This is a genomic window from Micromonospora sp. NPDC049301, from assembly GCF_040678715.1.
Classification (GTDB): Bacteria; Actinomycetota; Actinomycetes; order Mycobacteriales; family Micromonosporaceae; genus Micromonospora.
In genome coordinates this window covers 411131-423755 of the sequence record NZ_JBFAQO010000003.1, presented here as the reverse complement: position 1 = coordinate 423755, position 12625 = coordinate 411131, and the positions used below count along the sequence as shown (strand labels likewise).

General features: G+C 69.0%; 16 protein-coding genes and 1 pseudogene. 6 read left to right on the top strand and 11 right to left on the bottom strand.

The genetic code is table 11. The features are described 5' to 3' along the window. Positions 1-60 precede the first annotated feature (60 nt). From AB0K07_RS11860 to AB0K07_RS11850, 3 genes are all read right to left on the bottom strand, one after another. Positions 61-468 (bottom strand): cupin domain-containing protein, encoded by a 408-nt coding sequence (locus AB0K07_RS11860; RefSeq protein ID WP_363753680.1) that lies wholly within the window; start codon positions 466-468, stop codon positions 61-63. 133 nt (positions 469-601) lie between these two features. After that, positions 602-1066, bottom strand: coding sequence for a DUF1707 domain-containing protein (locus AB0K07_RS11855; RefSeq protein WP_363753677.1), 465 nt, complete (start codon positions 1064-1066; stop codon positions 602-604). Positions 1067-1127: 61 nt separating this feature from the next. Continuing rightward, a complete protein-coding gene (locus tag AB0K07_RS11850; RefSeq protein WP_363753675.1) occupies positions 1128-1772 on the bottom strand; it encodes a methyltransferase domain-containing protein in 645 nt (214 codons plus the stop codon). Between the two features lie 217 nt (positions 1773-1989). Between AB0K07_RS11850 and AB0K07_RS11845 the strand changes: the two genes are divergently transcribed. Further along, positions 1990-2361, top strand: coding sequence for a GNAT family N-acetyltransferase (locus AB0K07_RS11845; protein ID WP_363753673.1), 372 nt, complete (start codon positions 1990-1992; stop codon positions 2359-2361). 148 nt (positions 2362-2509) lie between these two features. Here the strand turns inward: AB0K07_RS11845 and AB0K07_RS11840 are convergent, their stop codons facing one another. Both AB0K07_RS11840 and AB0K07_RS11835 read right to left on the bottom strand, forming a co-directional pair. Continuing rightward, positions 2510-2983, bottom strand: coding sequence for an SRPBCC family protein (locus AB0K07_RS11840; RefSeq protein ID WP_363753671.1), 474 nt, complete (start codon positions 2981-2983; stop codon positions 2510-2512). Positions 2984-3184: 201 nt separating this feature from the next. Continuing rightward, positions 3185-4708, bottom strand: a complete 1524-nt coding sequence (locus tag AB0K07_RS11835) for a non-reducing end alpha-L-arabinofuranosidase family hydrolase (RefSeq protein ID WP_363753669.1) — start codon at positions 4706-4708, stop codon at positions 3185-3187. Positions 4709-5040: 332 nt separating this feature from the next. On the opposite strand from AB0K07_RS11835, the gene AB0K07_RS11830 reads away from it, so the two are divergent. After that, complete coding sequence (locus AB0K07_RS11830) at positions 5041-5649, top strand: class I SAM-dependent methyltransferase (protein ID WP_363754325.1); 609 nt, start codon at positions 5041-5043, stop codon at positions 5647-5649. 81 nt (positions 5650-5730) lie between these two features. On the opposite strand, the gene AB0K07_RS11825 is transcribed toward AB0K07_RS11830, so the two are convergent. The 4 genes from AB0K07_RS11825 to AB0K07_RS11810 all read right to left on the bottom strand — a co-directional run bounded on the left by AB0K07_RS11825 (position 5731) and on the right by AB0K07_RS11810 (position 8299). Then, positions 5731-6090 (bottom strand): hypothetical protein, encoded by a 360-nt coding sequence (locus tag AB0K07_RS11825; protein ID WP_363753667.1) that lies wholly within the window; start codon positions 6088-6090, stop codon positions 5731-5733. Positions 6091-6200: 110 nt separating this feature from the next. Beyond that, positions 6201-6491, bottom strand: a complete 291-nt coding sequence (locus tag AB0K07_RS11820; protein WP_363753665.1) for a hypothetical protein — start codon at positions 6489-6491, stop codon at positions 6201-6203. Between the two features lie 173 nt (positions 6492-6664). After that, complete coding sequence (locus AB0K07_RS11815; RefSeq protein WP_363753663.1) at positions 6665-7480, bottom strand: alpha/beta hydrolase; 816 nt, start codon at positions 7478-7480, stop codon at positions 6665-6667. 153 nt (positions 7481-7633) lie between these two features. After that, positions 7634-8299: a DUF4097 family beta strand repeat-containing protein gene (locus AB0K07_RS11810; protein ID WP_363754323.1), complete on the bottom strand. Its 666-nt coding sequence runs from the start codon at positions 8297-8299 to the stop codon at positions 7634-7636. A gap of 239 nt (positions 8300-8538) precedes the next feature. Here AB0K07_RS11810 and AB0K07_RS11805 point away from each other — a divergent pair. Further along, positions 8539-8745 (top strand): annotated as a pseudogene (locus AB0K07_RS11805) (helix-turn-helix domain-containing protein); the annotation flags it as partial. A gap of 93 nt (positions 8746-8838) precedes the next feature. Continuing rightward, entirely contained in the window at positions 8839-9294 is a 456-nt protein-coding gene (locus AB0K07_RS11800) for a MarR family transcriptional regulator (protein ID WP_363754321.1), read from the top strand. 188 nt (positions 9295-9482) lie between these two features. On the opposite strand, the gene AB0K07_RS11795 is transcribed toward AB0K07_RS11800, so the two are convergent. Then, positions 9483-9830, bottom strand: a complete 348-nt coding sequence (locus AB0K07_RS11795; protein WP_363753661.1) for an MFS transporter — start codon at positions 9828-9830, stop codon at positions 9483-9485. Continuing rightward, on the bottom strand, positions 9806-10732 hold the full coding sequence (locus AB0K07_RS11790; protein WP_363753659.1) for a YbfB/YjiJ family MFS transporter: 927 nt from the start codon (positions 10730-10732) through the stop codon (positions 9806-9808). Before AB0K07_RS11790 ends, AB0K07_RS11795 begins: the two co-directional genes overlap by 25 nt. Positions 10733-10748: 16 nt before the next feature. On the opposite strand from AB0K07_RS11790, the gene AB0K07_RS11785 reads away from it, so the two are divergent. Together AB0K07_RS11785 and AB0K07_RS11780 are read left to right on the top strand one after the other, a co-directional pair. Continuing rightward, positions 10749-11396, top strand: a complete 648-nt coding sequence (locus tag AB0K07_RS11785) for a TetR/AcrR family transcriptional regulator (RefSeq protein WP_363754319.1) — start codon at positions 10749-10751, stop codon at positions 11394-11396. 2 nt (positions 11397-11398) lie between these two features. Continuing rightward, positions 11399-12469, top strand: coding sequence for a serine hydrolase domain-containing protein (locus tag AB0K07_RS11780; protein ID WP_363753657.1), 1071 nt, complete (start codon positions 11399-11401; stop codon positions 12467-12469). The last annotated feature ends 156 nt before the right edge of the window (positions 12470-12625 follow it).

Below are 12625 nucleotides of genomic sequence, written 5' to 3'. Positions count from 1 at the left end.
CGGCCGGTCGGGCTGCGGCGACGGCCCGGTGCTCGGCAACCACGGTGGGCGCGGCGGATGCTAGTGCTGGTTCGCCCGGTCGTACTGCGCGCCGGGAACCGGCTCGAGCCAGCTGGTGGGGTCGCCGCCGTCGGGCAACGCCTCGAGCAGGGCGAGGTGGCTCATGAAGGTGTCGTCGGTGGCGCCGTGCCAGTGCTCCTCCCCGGGCGGGCAGATGACGGTGTCACCGGCCCGGATGCGCAGCACGGTGCCGTCGCGGGTGCCGACGACTCCGACGCCCTCGGTGACGTGCAGGGTCTGGCCGACGGCGTGCGAGTGCCAGTTGGTCCGGGCGCCCGGAGTGAATCGGACGAGCGCGGCGGTCATCCGCGACGGTTCGGTGCCGGTGTAGATGGGGGTCAGGTAGACGTCACCGGTGAAGTTCTGCGCGGGTGTCTTCACCGTCGGGTTGACCGGCTTCAGTTCCATAATGTGCTCCTCGATACGGTGCGTCGGTCAGGAGCGGGCGGCAGTGTCGTGATCGCGCGACGCTCGGCCGCTGGGACACTCCCGCACGCCACCCATCCAACCGCCCCAGGGAACCTCCGGTAGCGGCTACCGGTCAATCGGAAGGCTGCGGGTGGCTGCTCTCGATCGGGCTACGGTGTGCCGTGCGGAGGTGCTCGACGTAGGCCATCGCCACGGTCACCGCCACCGGTACCGCGAGAGCCCACCAGGTGCCGTAGACCCACCCGAGCACGATGGCCACCGGCAGTCCCAGCCCCAACGCCAGACAACCCGCTAGCGCAAGCGGTGGGATGTCGTCGTCAAGCTCGGTCGAGGGAACGGCAGAAGACGGCAATTCGGGGTGGGGCACCGGAAGATCAGCGAACACCCGTAGAAGCTCCCCCTGGTTGCTCGCCTGCTCGCACGCCTCTGTCCGCCGCTCGAACTCGTCGGAATCCAGTCGCTTCTCGCTCAGGTGAACCTCGAGTGCCACCTCGGCTGCCCGACGTTCCGGTGTGCCGATGCGCACCTCAGCTGAAGGTCCGCCGAGGTCCGATCCGCGGTACTCGCCGCCGCTCATCGCGAGAGCCTAGCCCCGATGATCCGGCCGGAGCGAGCAGCCTACGTACGCCATCCGGGTGTCAGATCACCGCGGCCGAACCAACGACCAACTTGGTCCTGACGGGCCGGACCCGTGCCGACCAGCCCAACCCTTCGAGCGTCTGGGTCAGACGATCAGGGTCGGCGAACGTCTTCACGATCCGGTGCGCGCTGCCGTCCTCCAGGCGGCGACGCACCGCTGGAGCGGCCTGGCCAGCGAGGACCTCCTCGGCCGCCTGCTGACCAGGACCGTCATCGACGAAGCAGGCCCGACCTCCCGGCCGCAGCGCGCCCTCGACGAGCCTCCAGAACGCGGCGAGCTGCGCGGGTGGAACGTGCGAGAGCCAGAAGGCGAAGAACACCGTGTCGAACTGACGTGGCGGCCGCCAGGTGAACAGGTCAGCCTGGACGAACTCCACGTCCAGACCAGCAACCCGTTCCCGGGCTATCGCCAGCATCTCCGGCGCAGCATCCACCGCGGTCACCCGGTGCCCGCGCGCTGCCAGCATCCTGGTCCACTGGCCCGTACCGCATGCCAACTCCAGAACGTCACCGTGAATCGGCAGCCCCTCAGCGAGCTCGTTCAACGAGCGCAGATCCTCACTTTCGTACGCCCGGTCGTACTCGCCAGCCACGGCACGGTAGTACGCGGCCTGGTCGCGCAACAGCTCGTCGAGATCACCCATCCCAGCACGCTAACTCGCGGCCGCCCGACCTCGCCGTCCCGTGGGGTTGTCGAAGCGTGGTTGCCTGATGCTTTCGATGATTCGCGCGAAGCCTTCTCTGCGCCCCACACCTCGAGCGCTACCGGCGCTTGGTCCAGGAGTCCGCCAGCACCTCGCCCAGCGCGTGGGAGACCTGCCGGATCATGCGAGTGTTGGTGTCCCTGGTCCACAGCAGCGGGTGCGGCAACGACTGCGCGACGGGTTCGCGCCTGCGCACACCTGGGTGATCGAGGTGGGCGGGGCGTTCGCCGGCTGCGTGTCGCTGCGGCCGGCCGAGGACGCCCACTGGCTGGAGCATTTCTACCTGGCCCCGCACCTGCAGGGCAGCGGCATCGGTACGGCGGTGCTGCGCGGGCTGCTCAAGCGAAGTGACCGGGACGGCGTCGCAGTCCGGCTGAACGTGCTTCAGGGCAGTCCGGCCCGGCGGCTGTACGAGCGACACGGGTTCACGCTCGAGACCGAGGATCCGGTGGACGTGTTCATGGTGCGCGAGCCGGGCGCGGTCGGTCGAGGCCGGGCCGTCGCTGACCCGACGGCGCTGCTTGGGTAGCTGTCCGCTGATCGGCGCCTTGCCGGCCGGAGCGCTTATGCCGATCGGTTCGATGAACGTGACGTCGGCCTGGACCCGGTTGCCCGGTAGCTGCTTCTCGTAGCGCTTGTAGCGTTTCTCCCGGCGCTGGTGGTGCTGAGAGGCGTCATCATCCTGCGCTATGACGCTCTGCCAGGGTGGCCGCGAGGTAGGCGTTGCGGCGTGCGACAAGTCGTTGCAGGTATGGCCGCAGGATGAGGCTGGCGACGAGGCGACCGACGAGGCCCATCGGAGCGGCGAAGTCGATGACGTCACGCATCAGCGTGGCCGAGGGGTTGGCCGGGTCAGGCGTGAACACGTGCTCGTGGCGCCATCGCTCGAACGGGCCGCGGATCTGCTCATCTGTGAAGCCGTGGGGCCGCCGGTGGTCGCTGATCCCAACGGTCATCCGCCAAGGCAGGCCGAAGTGCCTCGCCTCCCACGTGACGGCATCGCCGGCGGTCAAGCGGCCGGTGGTTACGCCGCCGACAGCCCGTTCGGCGCTTGCCCCCATGGACGTGGTGTGCATATCGACATCAAGGCAGGCGTCGAAGACGGCTTCCCGGACTGCCTGAACCTGCGTGGTCAACTCAATGCGCAGCACAGAGCCACCGTATGCCCCTGGCCACGAGCCCTCCGGTGGGGTTCATCGCTGCCGCCGGGCGAGTCCCGGTCCCGTACACCCCTGACCCGGGGCGGGCTCGGCCTTGCACCGAGCCCGCCCCGTCAACTCCGCTCGACCCTGATCGCGAACCGCGACAACGTCCACCTGGTCGGCATCTCGTTGCCCCCCAGGGTCGACCCGTCAGCGCTGCAGTGTCAGCAGACCCGGCCGGTAGGGCAGAAGGCCGTAGTCGCCGCCGGAGTTGGGGGAACGCCCCTGGTAGAGCAGTTGCAGATTGCAGGGATCAACGGTCATCGTCTGGTCGGCGTTGCCGCGGATCAGCTCCCCGTGGCTGATGTCGTTGGTCCAGGTGGCGCCACTGTTGGCCTTACCGGCGAAGGGGTTGCTCTCGGTCGCGGCCTGCGGCGTCCACGACCCGGACAGGCTGGTGGCCGTGAACGAGCGGAAGTAGCGACCCTGCGAGCCGATCGCCTCCACGAGCATGAGGTACCGGCTCTGGCCTTGCAGCTTGTAGACCTGAACGGCCTCGAACAGGTTGTTCGTCGTGTCGCTCATGATCACGGTCGACGTCGAGCCGAAGCTGCCCGGGAAGTTCCCGAGGGGCATGCTGGCCCGGTAGATCTTGCCGTTGTCGCCGGCGAAGAACAGGTACATGTTCGTGCTGTCACCGATGAGCGCCTGGTCGATGGGGCCCGTGCCGGAGCCCGAGATGCTTCCGGAGAAGAGCACCTGCTCCGATGACCACCCGTTCGGATTGGTCGGGTCGCTCGACGTCCGGTAGGAGAAGGCGGTCCCACCCCACTGATACGCGAGCACCCAGATGTTCCTCGGGGCGAAGTAGAACAGCGAAGGCGCGACAGTGGCGAAGGACATCGTGTTCTGGCTGGCCGAGGCCATCTCGGACCAGTTCGAGAAGAGGCCGAAGTTCATCGAACCCCACCTCGTCCCGGTGTCGTGGGTCGTCGCGTAGACGAGGTGCCTGCCGTTGTAGGGGGCGTAGGTGAAGTCCTTGAGCGAGACCCACCCCGACTTCGGGTTCGCCAGCGAGCCCGTGGACGTCCAGCGGTACGTAGACGGCAGAGCACACGTGCCGGGCGGCGGCGTGGTCGGGTTACCCCCGCCGTCGACGCGGACGAGCTGCCACTGCTGGTTGGCGCCGTTCCAGTCGTCGTACTGCACGATGTTCCCGCCGTCGGCGGTCGAGGCACCCTGCACCTCCACCACCTTGCTGCTGTTCCGATTGATCAACCGGACGTAACCACCATCGGAGTCAGCCAACCGGAACTGCTGATTGGTCCCGTTACCGTCACTCCACTGCACGACGCTCGCACCGTTGGCCGTCGAGAAGTTGTAAACGTCCAACACCTTGCCCGACAGCCGCGACTTCAACCGGTAGTAACCACCACCGGAATCCACGAACTGCCACTGCTGCTGGCTGCCGTTGTTACGCGCCCACTGCGTGATCCGCGCACCATCATTCGTGGCCAGGTTGTACACGTCCAACGCCTTGCCACTGTTCCGATTCAGCAGCACGTACCACGCGGTCGTGTCGACCGTGGCCGCGGCGGCCGGTGTCGACACCACCGCCGCGGCGGCACCACCGACCACCGCCGCCATCACGCCGCCGGCGAAAACCCGGAGCAAGCACCCACGACGCCTCGACGGCGGCGGCGGGATTGATGGAGACCTACCAAAGGCAGACATGATCCTCCTCCTATGACCAAGAGCCGAGCGATCTACCCGAAGATGGGCGCACCGCGACGCGTGGCCGGGCGCAGCGTCGGAAGATTGTCAGCGCTAACAAGACTTCTGCATGCCCTGGCGCACGCCTGATTCCAGGTCGACGAAGCTGGCTCGCCCGGTAAGCCACAGTTGTCGTCGTCCTTAGCCATCGACTGTGAGCGATAACATGCCCTTCGTCAAGTCAGCAGTACGCGCCGGGCGTACGACCTTCAGCGGCGGCAGTGCGACACCAGCCGGGACGCATGGGCCCGTCGCTCCGGTCGAGTCAACGCGAGAGCTCGTATAGTCATGCGGTGCACATGGAGCAGGTCCGGCAGGCGTACGGGTCCGTCGCGGATCTCTACATCGAGCTGTTCGGTACGCGCCAGCAGGTGCACGCCGACGACCTCGCCTTCATCGGGCGACATCTGGCAGGCCGACCTGGCAGGGTGCTCGATCTGGGCTGCGGGCCTGGCCACATCACCGGCTACCTCCGCTCGCTGGGCGCCGACGCAACGGGGATCGACGTGGTCCCCGAGTTCATCGCTCATGCGCGGGCGACCCAGCCGGGCGTCGAGTTCCACCTCGGGTCGATGGAGAGCCTCGATGTCGCCGACCACTCCATCGCCGGCATCCTGGCCTGGTACTCGTTGATCCACCTACCGCCGCAGAAGCTCGACGGCATGCTCAGCACGTTCCGGCGAGCCACGGCCCCGTCCGGAACGTTGGTGCTGGGCGTCTTCGTCGGCGACGAGGTCGAGGCCTTCGACCACAAGGTCGTGACCGCCTATCGCTGGCCCATGGACGAGATCTCCGCGCGACTGACGCGCGCCGGCTTCACGGAGGTTGAGCGCCTCGAGCGGCCCAGCGACGGCACGCATCGGCCGCACGCCGCGATCGCGGCGATCGCAACCGGAGGGTGAGCCGCGTCGGTGAGCCTCCGTGCGGCGCTTCCTTGCCGGTGAGGTCACCCGTGATCAGGCCGGACGCTGTGCCCTGCTGGCCTACCGCAGCCACCGCAGTGCGGCGTCGGCCGTGTCCTCGGGGCTGCTGTTGAAGGCGATGGCCGCCCCGGGTGCATGCTGCCGGACAAGGTTGACCACCTTCTCGAAGAGTTCGAGCAGAGGCTCATGCTTGCGGATGCCGCCCCCCACCACCACGCAGGCGTAGTCCTTCCCGGTCAGCGCCTCAACGATCGCTCCCTCGGCGTCCTCGTCAGGTACCACGAGGCACAGGTCGGCCTCGATGCCATGTTCGCCGAAACGAGCCTGGCCGCGTGCGATCGCCGCGACGACCGGCTCCGGATCCCAGCCCGGAATCCGGACGGGATCGAGACCGATCACGAGCACCGGACCCAGTGCCATGCGTCCTCCTTCGTGCAGAAGCGTCCGCGCCAGCAGCCGCTGCCAACGGGCCCCGCGTCCGCCGAAAGGGCCGACAGCCGACCGCGGACGCCGAGGTCCCGGAGGGATGCTCAGCGGACGCGGGCGCCCAGGACGAATCCCACGGCGATTATCCCCAAAGTCAGGACGATGTAGAGGATCACCAGCGCTCTGCCACGCCGTAGCTGCCGCACCGGGTCCGAGCCGGCCCGCTCCGAGTTGCGGGCAACGGCAGCACCCAACCGTTCGAAACCCGCCACCTCCCCGGCCGGAGTCAGCCAACTCGTCTCCTCCACCTCCGGCAACGGCGGCGGACCGGAGACGTCCTGTGTCTCGTAGAGAGGTTCGATCCGCGGCGGCAGCCTGCGGAAACGGTTGTCCATACCGACACTGTCGCAGGCGCCGCACAGGCGACCCCGGACCAAGGCCCTGAGGTCCGGTGGCAGGCGGCACGGCGGCGAGGTGATCGAGCCGTTGACCACCGGCCCCGAACTGCCCGTGGTCAACGGCTCCCACCTGCCGGTCCCCCGCCTGGGTCCGGCCGCTGGTCGTGTGCTCAGCGCCGCCCACGGTCGAGGGCGGCGACCTCGCGTACGGCGTCGGCGATGGCGGGGAAGTTCTTCTTGAGGATCGCTCCGTGGTTGCTGGCGACCTTCGCGGCGATCTGGATGTTGGGGTTGTTGGCGGTCACCGCATCGAGGCTGGTACGGATGCGTTCCTGCTCGTCGCCGCGGCTTCCGAAGGACGTCCCCGACGCGACCACGTACCGCACCGGGACGGTGATGCCGTCCAGCACGGGGCCCAGCTCGCTCTCGCGGGAGAGCCTGCCGAGCTCGATGTTGCTGTTCGCCTGCTGTGCGGCGGTCATCCTCGGGGCCAGGCCCGTCGGTCGCAGCAGCGGCAGGAACCAGCTCATCCGCCGGAACAGCTTCCGGATCCGCTGCTCCATGGCCTCGTCGAGCCAGTCGTACGGGAAGGCGCCGTCGACCAGGACCGCGCCCAGGGCTCGCTCCGGATTCCGGCTGGCCCAGTGCGCCCCGACGACCGCTCCGTAGGACCAGCCCACCACCAGCGCGCGGTCCACACCCCTGGCCGCGAGAACGGCATCGACATCCCGGACGGCCACCTCGAAGGAGTAGTCCGCCGAACGCTTCGATCTGCCGCGGGCGCGCTCGTCGTAGGTGATGTGCCGCCAGCCGGTCCCCAGCTCGGCGATGACCCGTCGCCAGTAGCCCTGCGTGGCGAACTGGCCGTTGAGGTAGACCACCGGGATGCCGGGACCGCCGGTGTCGGTGACGGCCAGGGCGGTGTCGTCCACCGCGATCATTCCGGTCCACTTCGAACTCGTCGAGGAAGGGTTGTTGGTCGTCATGTTCCGCTCCTGGTCGTGTCGGTTGTCTTGTGCCACTTCTCCGAGCCCTGCGCGTGGATCGCAGGCCCCTCGGGACGGACGGCGGCGTCATCGGCGACGACCGAGAGGATCTCGATCGCCGGAGCCGGGCCGGCCAGTCCCTGTCTCGCTCCGTCAGAGGCTGCGGGCGGTGATGTCGCCGTGGGAGGTGGTAGCGCGAATGTCGAGTTCGGTGGTGCCATCGTTCTTGAGGGCGTTGCTGACGCGGCCGTAGCCGGTGCCGGCGTCCAGGGCGGCCGAGACACCCGCAGCAGCGGCGACCGCGATGTCGCCGGACTGGGTGCGGAGCACAACCGTGCCGCGCACCGCCTCGGTGATCCGGATGTCGCCCCGTGCGGTGCTGATCTCCGCCGGGCCGTTGAGCCGCCCGACCTCGACATCGCCGTCGATCGCGGTGAGGCGGACGCTCGCTGCCTCGTCGATCTTGATCTGGCGGTACGCGCCCTTGAAGGCGACGTCGCCGAGGCGTCCGACGCCGCGGAGTTCGGCGCTGGCGGCCTTGGCCTCGATGTGGGAGCCGGCGGGCAACTGGACGGTGACCTCCACGGATCCGGAGGGACCGAGGATCTGGCTGGTGGGGCTCGCGGTCGTGATCCGCAGGACGCCGTCGGCGTAGGCGACGGTGGTCTGCTCAGCGGTCTTGGTGTCGCGGCGCTTGGAGGCGTCGGCGGGCAGGACCTCCACGGTGGTGTCGACGCGGTCCGCGGCGATGAACTGGACGCGCCCGGCGGGGATGTCCAGGACGGCGGAGATCGGGGCGGGGGTGTCGAACTTCTGCATCGTGCTCTCCCGTGCTCGCTCGGTGTTTCTGACACCGGAAACGCTACGTTGCTTTCCATAACCTGGCAACGAGGTCGTTGCGCCATAGGAGAGTTTACGCAGGCCAAGCGCCGGATATTGTTGCAACAAGCCTGGACAGTAATGCAACAGCGGTGCTCCTGCCATTGCAATGGATGGGAGGTGAACGCTATAGTGAGGCGGTCAGGGACACGCACGAATGATCAGCGAGGAGAACCGCGATGCCGGGAGGCAGGCTCACCCAGCAGGAACGCCAGCAGATCGCGCTGGGACTGGCCGACAGCCTCCCCTACGCCGAGATCGCCCGACGCCTCGACCGTCCGACGTCGACCATCACCCGCGAGGTGATGCGCAACGGCGGCCCCACCGCCTACCGCGCCGATCTGGCCCACCGCGCCACCGAACGCCGCGCGCACCGGCGCAGGCCCGCCTCCTCCCGTGGCGCGGAGTCGGTCCCCCAGCCGCACGGACGCAACCCCGAGGCCGTGGCCGAGTACGAGGAGACCTTCACCACCGTTCTCATGGCTTCGGGCCTGAACAAGATGGGCGCCCGGGTGCTGACCTGCCTGTTCACCACCGACGCGGGCAGCCTCACCGCGTCCGAACTCGCCCAGCGCCTCCAGGTCAGCCCGGCGTCCATCTCCAAGGCGATCGCCTTCCTGGAGAGCCAGAGCCTCGTCCGCCGGGAACGCGACGAACGCCGGCGTGACCGCTACGTCGTCGACGACGAACTCTTCTACCAGGCGACGATCGCCAGCGCCCGAGCCAACGACCAGCTCGTCGAAACCGCTCGCCAAGGCGTCGCCATCCTCGGCTCGCACACTCCCGCCGCCATGCGCCTGACGAACATCGCCCGCTTCCTCGACTTCATCAGCGAAAGCATCACCCGCGCCGCCGAACAGGCCCGCGACGTCCTCCACACCAGGCCCGAGACGATCTCGACCGATCCGGCGGGAACGAGTCCGGGTCAGGGATAGGCAGCCGCCTCAGTCCGGACAGCCGCGCTTGGTCAGCTCGACGAACTCGGATCGCCGAGGGGGCGTTCGAGCCGGGTCAGGAAGCTGTCGAAGATCTCCGGGATCGCCCGTCGGCCAGTTCGGCTGGGACGGCGGTACCGGCACCACCGCCTACGCGGACAGGGCCAACCAGCTCACCGGAGTCCTGCTCACCCGGGTCGGGATGTCGACCCCGGATGCGCCGCGTGCCATCCACGACTTCTGGGCGACGCTCTACCAGGCGCTCGGCGAGTGACAACGAGCTCGGCCGGCTTCGCCGATCGCCGGAGGACCAGGATCGCGGCCAGCGTGCACAGCAGCGCTGTCACGGTCAGGGTCGCGCCCGCGCCATTGTGATCGGCCAGCATCCCGGAAATCCATGGGCCGAGCGACTGGCCGATCGCGAACACCACCGTGAACGCCGCGAGGGTGGCGCTGATCGCCTCGGGTGGCACGTGTCGGGTGACGTGGGCGGTGACAGCGGCCGGGACCATCATGAACGCCAGGCCGAACAACACGGCGGACGCCGTCGTCCCGGCCGCTGTCGGCGTCCTCTGGCCAGCGCGGCTGCCGCGGCGACACCCAGCAGCATCACGCACAACGGGCGGTTGCCGCCCCAGGTCACGATCGGACGGCTCCACAGGACGGGTGCGACCATCGCACTCGCTCCGACCAGGACCCACGTGACGCAGACCATGGCCAGCGAGGCATGCCGCCCGGCCAGGTACGCCGACAGGAACGTCAGGTAGCCGATGTAACCGGCGCCGAAGAGCAGGTATGCCGAAGCGATCCGCCATTGCCGCCACAGGTGCCGTCCGCTCACTGCCGCGGTCGGCCCGGTGGCGTTGGAGATGGCTGCGGCGCGCCAACTGGCCGCGCTGGCCAGCGCCGCCGCGCCCGCCAGTGCCCACCAGCCGACCGCCCAGCGCTCAGGGTGGAGGTGCAGGAGGAGCGGGACGCTCGCGCCGGTGACCGCGATTCCGCCTCCCGCGCCGGCGAAGTAGACGCTGACGGGGGTCAGGGTTGCGGCGCGGTTGGCGAGCTGGGTTGCCAGGGCGGCGCCGGAGATGAACGTCAGCGCTCCGCCGAGGCCGGCTGCGGCGCGCCCCCAGGCCAACAGGTCCAGGCCGGTGGCGGCGAGCGCCAGAGCAGTCAGGACCATCCCGGCGCGGAACGTCGCCGTCAGTCCGGCACCGCGGATCACTGCCGGGGAGATCACGGCGCCGAGGAGATAGCCGGCGCCGTTCGCGGCGGTCAGCGCACCGGCTCTGCTCATCGTCCAGTCCAGGTCCTGGGACATGGCCGGGACGAACAGTCCGTACGCGAAACGGCCGAGTCCCAGAGCGGACGCGGTGCCGAGGGCGAGGCCCATGGACTGCCACCAGGGCGCCGAGGCGGCGGCGCGTGTTTCGAGGGTCATGCCACTCCCTGCGGTGATGGTACCGAGCGTTTCGATGACACTAGCGAATCATCGAACCGAGCGGTACCATCTGCTCGTGCCAGTGGCCAAAGGAACCTCACTCGACCCGGCGCGCACCCGGGAATCGATGCTTGCCCGCGCCACCGACCTGCTCTACGAGCGAGGGCTCGATGGCGTCGGGATCGCCGAGCTGTGCGCCGCGGTTGGCGCGTCCAAGGAGACGCTCTACCGTCATTTCGGCTCGAAGGAAGGGCTCATCGATGCCGTCCTCGCTGCCCGCAGCGATCGGGTCATCCGCTGGCTCGCCGACGTGGCACGGGCGGCGGGGCCGGATCCGGAGGCAGAGCTGGGCGCGATCTTCGACGCCCTCGGCACCTGGTACGCCGAACCGGCGTTCCGGGGCTGCGCCATCGTCAACGCCGCCACGCAGCACCACACCGACCCCGCCCGGCGGGTTGCCGTCCGGCATCTGGACCGTTACCTCGAACTGCTGACCGATATCGCGCAACGCGCCGGAGCGGGTGACCCGCAGATGCTGGCCCGGCAACTACTGATCCTGATCGAGGGGGCCACAGTCGTTGCCGACCATCACGACACCGGCCACGGCGCCGCGGAGCACGCCAAGCAGGCCGCGCTGACGCTGCTGGCCACCACCAATCGCTGAGGATGGAACATCGCATGGTCGAAGGATTCACCGCTGCCGGATTTGAACCCCTGGCCGACGCATTCGAGCGAAGCTTCACCGAGTTCGGCGAAACGGGCGCCGCCTTCAGCGCTTACCACAAGGGAGCATGCGTGGTGGACCTGTGGGGCGGCCTCGCCGACCCGGACACCGGACGCCGCTGGCAGGCCGACACCCTGCAGCTGATCTTCTCGGGCACCAAGGGCCTCGCCACCGCCTGCGCACTGCTGCTCATCGAGCGCGGCGTGCTGGACCTCGAAGCGTCCGCCGCCCGGTACTGGCCCGAGTTCGCGGCGGCCGGCAAGCGCGACGTCACCGTCGGAGACATCCTGTCGCACCAGTCGCGGCTGCCCGGCGTGCGGCAGCCGGTCACCGTTGACGACCTGCTTGACCACGCCACGATGGCCAAGCTGCTGGCCGAGCAGCCACCCGAGACCGATCCACGAGCCGGGTTCATCTACCACGCCCTCACCTGGGGCTGGCTCGTCGACGAACTTGTCCGGCGGGTGGACGGGCGCACGGTCAGTGCCTTCTTCGCCGACGAGTTCGCGCGCCCACTGGAACTCGACGTCTGGATCGGGCTCCCGGACGACCAGCACGGTCGCGCGTCGACCATGCTGGCCGCCCCCGGTTTCCTTCTCGACGCGCAGCCGGCCAGCCACGACCCGCTCGTGATCCTCACCCACAATCCGCTCGTCGTGCCCGGCGCACCGGCGCTCTGGAACAGCCCGGAGTTCCGTCGCGCCGGGATGGCCGCGGTGGGCGCGTTCGCCACCGCAAGGTCGATGGCCCGGTTCTACGCCTGTCTGGCCGCCGGCGGTTCACTGGGCGGCGTACGCGTACTCAAGGAATCCACTGTGGAGCTTGGCCGACGGGAGAGACGACGGGCCTCTCCCCCTTGTGGGCCAGCCCGATGGCTTACGGCGCCGGGTTCGAGCTCGCCACCGCGGCAGAGGTCTTCGGACCGGCGACCGACGCGTTCGGCCACGCGGGCGCGGGCGGTTCCCGGCACGGAGCCTGGCCGGGCACGCAGGTCGCCTTCTCGTACGTCATGAACGAGGCGCGAGCCGAGTATCCCGATCGCCGTCCTCGCAGCCTGCTCACCGCTCTTCATGAGGCGGTCGACGTCATTCCCGACTGACCGCGACGCACGCCCAACTCGCGGCACCGATGCTGAGCACGGGTGCCGCGAGCGGGCAGCTCAGGCGGTC

Coding starts and splice junctions, on each gene's coding strand:
- AB0K07_RS11860 (WP_363753680.1), bottom strand. CDS start 468: ATGGAACTGAAGCCGGTCAACCCGACGGTGAAGACACCCGCGCAGAAC.
- AB0K07_RS11855 (WP_363753677.1), bottom strand. CDS start 1,066: ATGAGCGGCGGCGAGTACCGCGGATCGGACCTCGGCGGACCTTCAGCT.
- AB0K07_RS11850 (WP_363753675.1), bottom strand. CDS start 1,772: ATGGGTGATCTCGACGAGCTGTTGCGCGACCAGGCCGCGTACTACCGT.
- AB0K07_RS11835 (WP_363753669.1), bottom strand. CDS start 4,708: ATGTCTGCCTTTGGTAGGTCTCCATCAATCCCGCCGCCGCCGTCGAGG.
- AB0K07_RS11825 (WP_363753667.1), bottom strand. CDS start 6,090: ATGGCACTGGGTCCGGTGCTCGTGATCGGTCTCGATCCCGTCCGGATT.
- AB0K07_RS11820 (WP_363753665.1), bottom strand. CDS start 6,491: ATGGACAACCGTTTCCGCAGGCTGCCGCCGCGGATCGAACCTCTCTAC.
- AB0K07_RS11815 (WP_363753663.1), bottom strand. CDS start 7,480: ATGACGACCAACAACCCTTCCTCGACGAGTTCGAAGTGGACCGGAATG.
- AB0K07_RS11810 (WP_363754323.1), bottom strand. CDS start 8,299: ATGCAGAAGTTCGACACCCCCGCCCCGATCTCCGCCGTCCTGGACATC.
- AB0K07_RS11800 (WP_363754321.1), top strand. CDS start 8,839: ATGGCTTCGGGCCTGAACAAGATGGGCGCCCGGGTGCTGACCTGCCTG.
- AB0K07_RS11790 (WP_363753659.1), bottom strand. CDS start 10,732: ATGACCCTCGAAACACGCGCCGCCGCCTCGGCGCCCTGGTGGCAGTCC.
- AB0K07_RS11785 (WP_363754319.1), top strand. CDS start 10,749: ATGGTACCGAGCGTTTCGATGACACTAGCGAATCATCGAACCGAGCGG.
- AB0K07_RS11780 (WP_363753657.1), top strand. CDS start 11,399: ATGGAACATCGCATGGTCGAAGGATTCACCGCTGCCGGATTTGAACCC.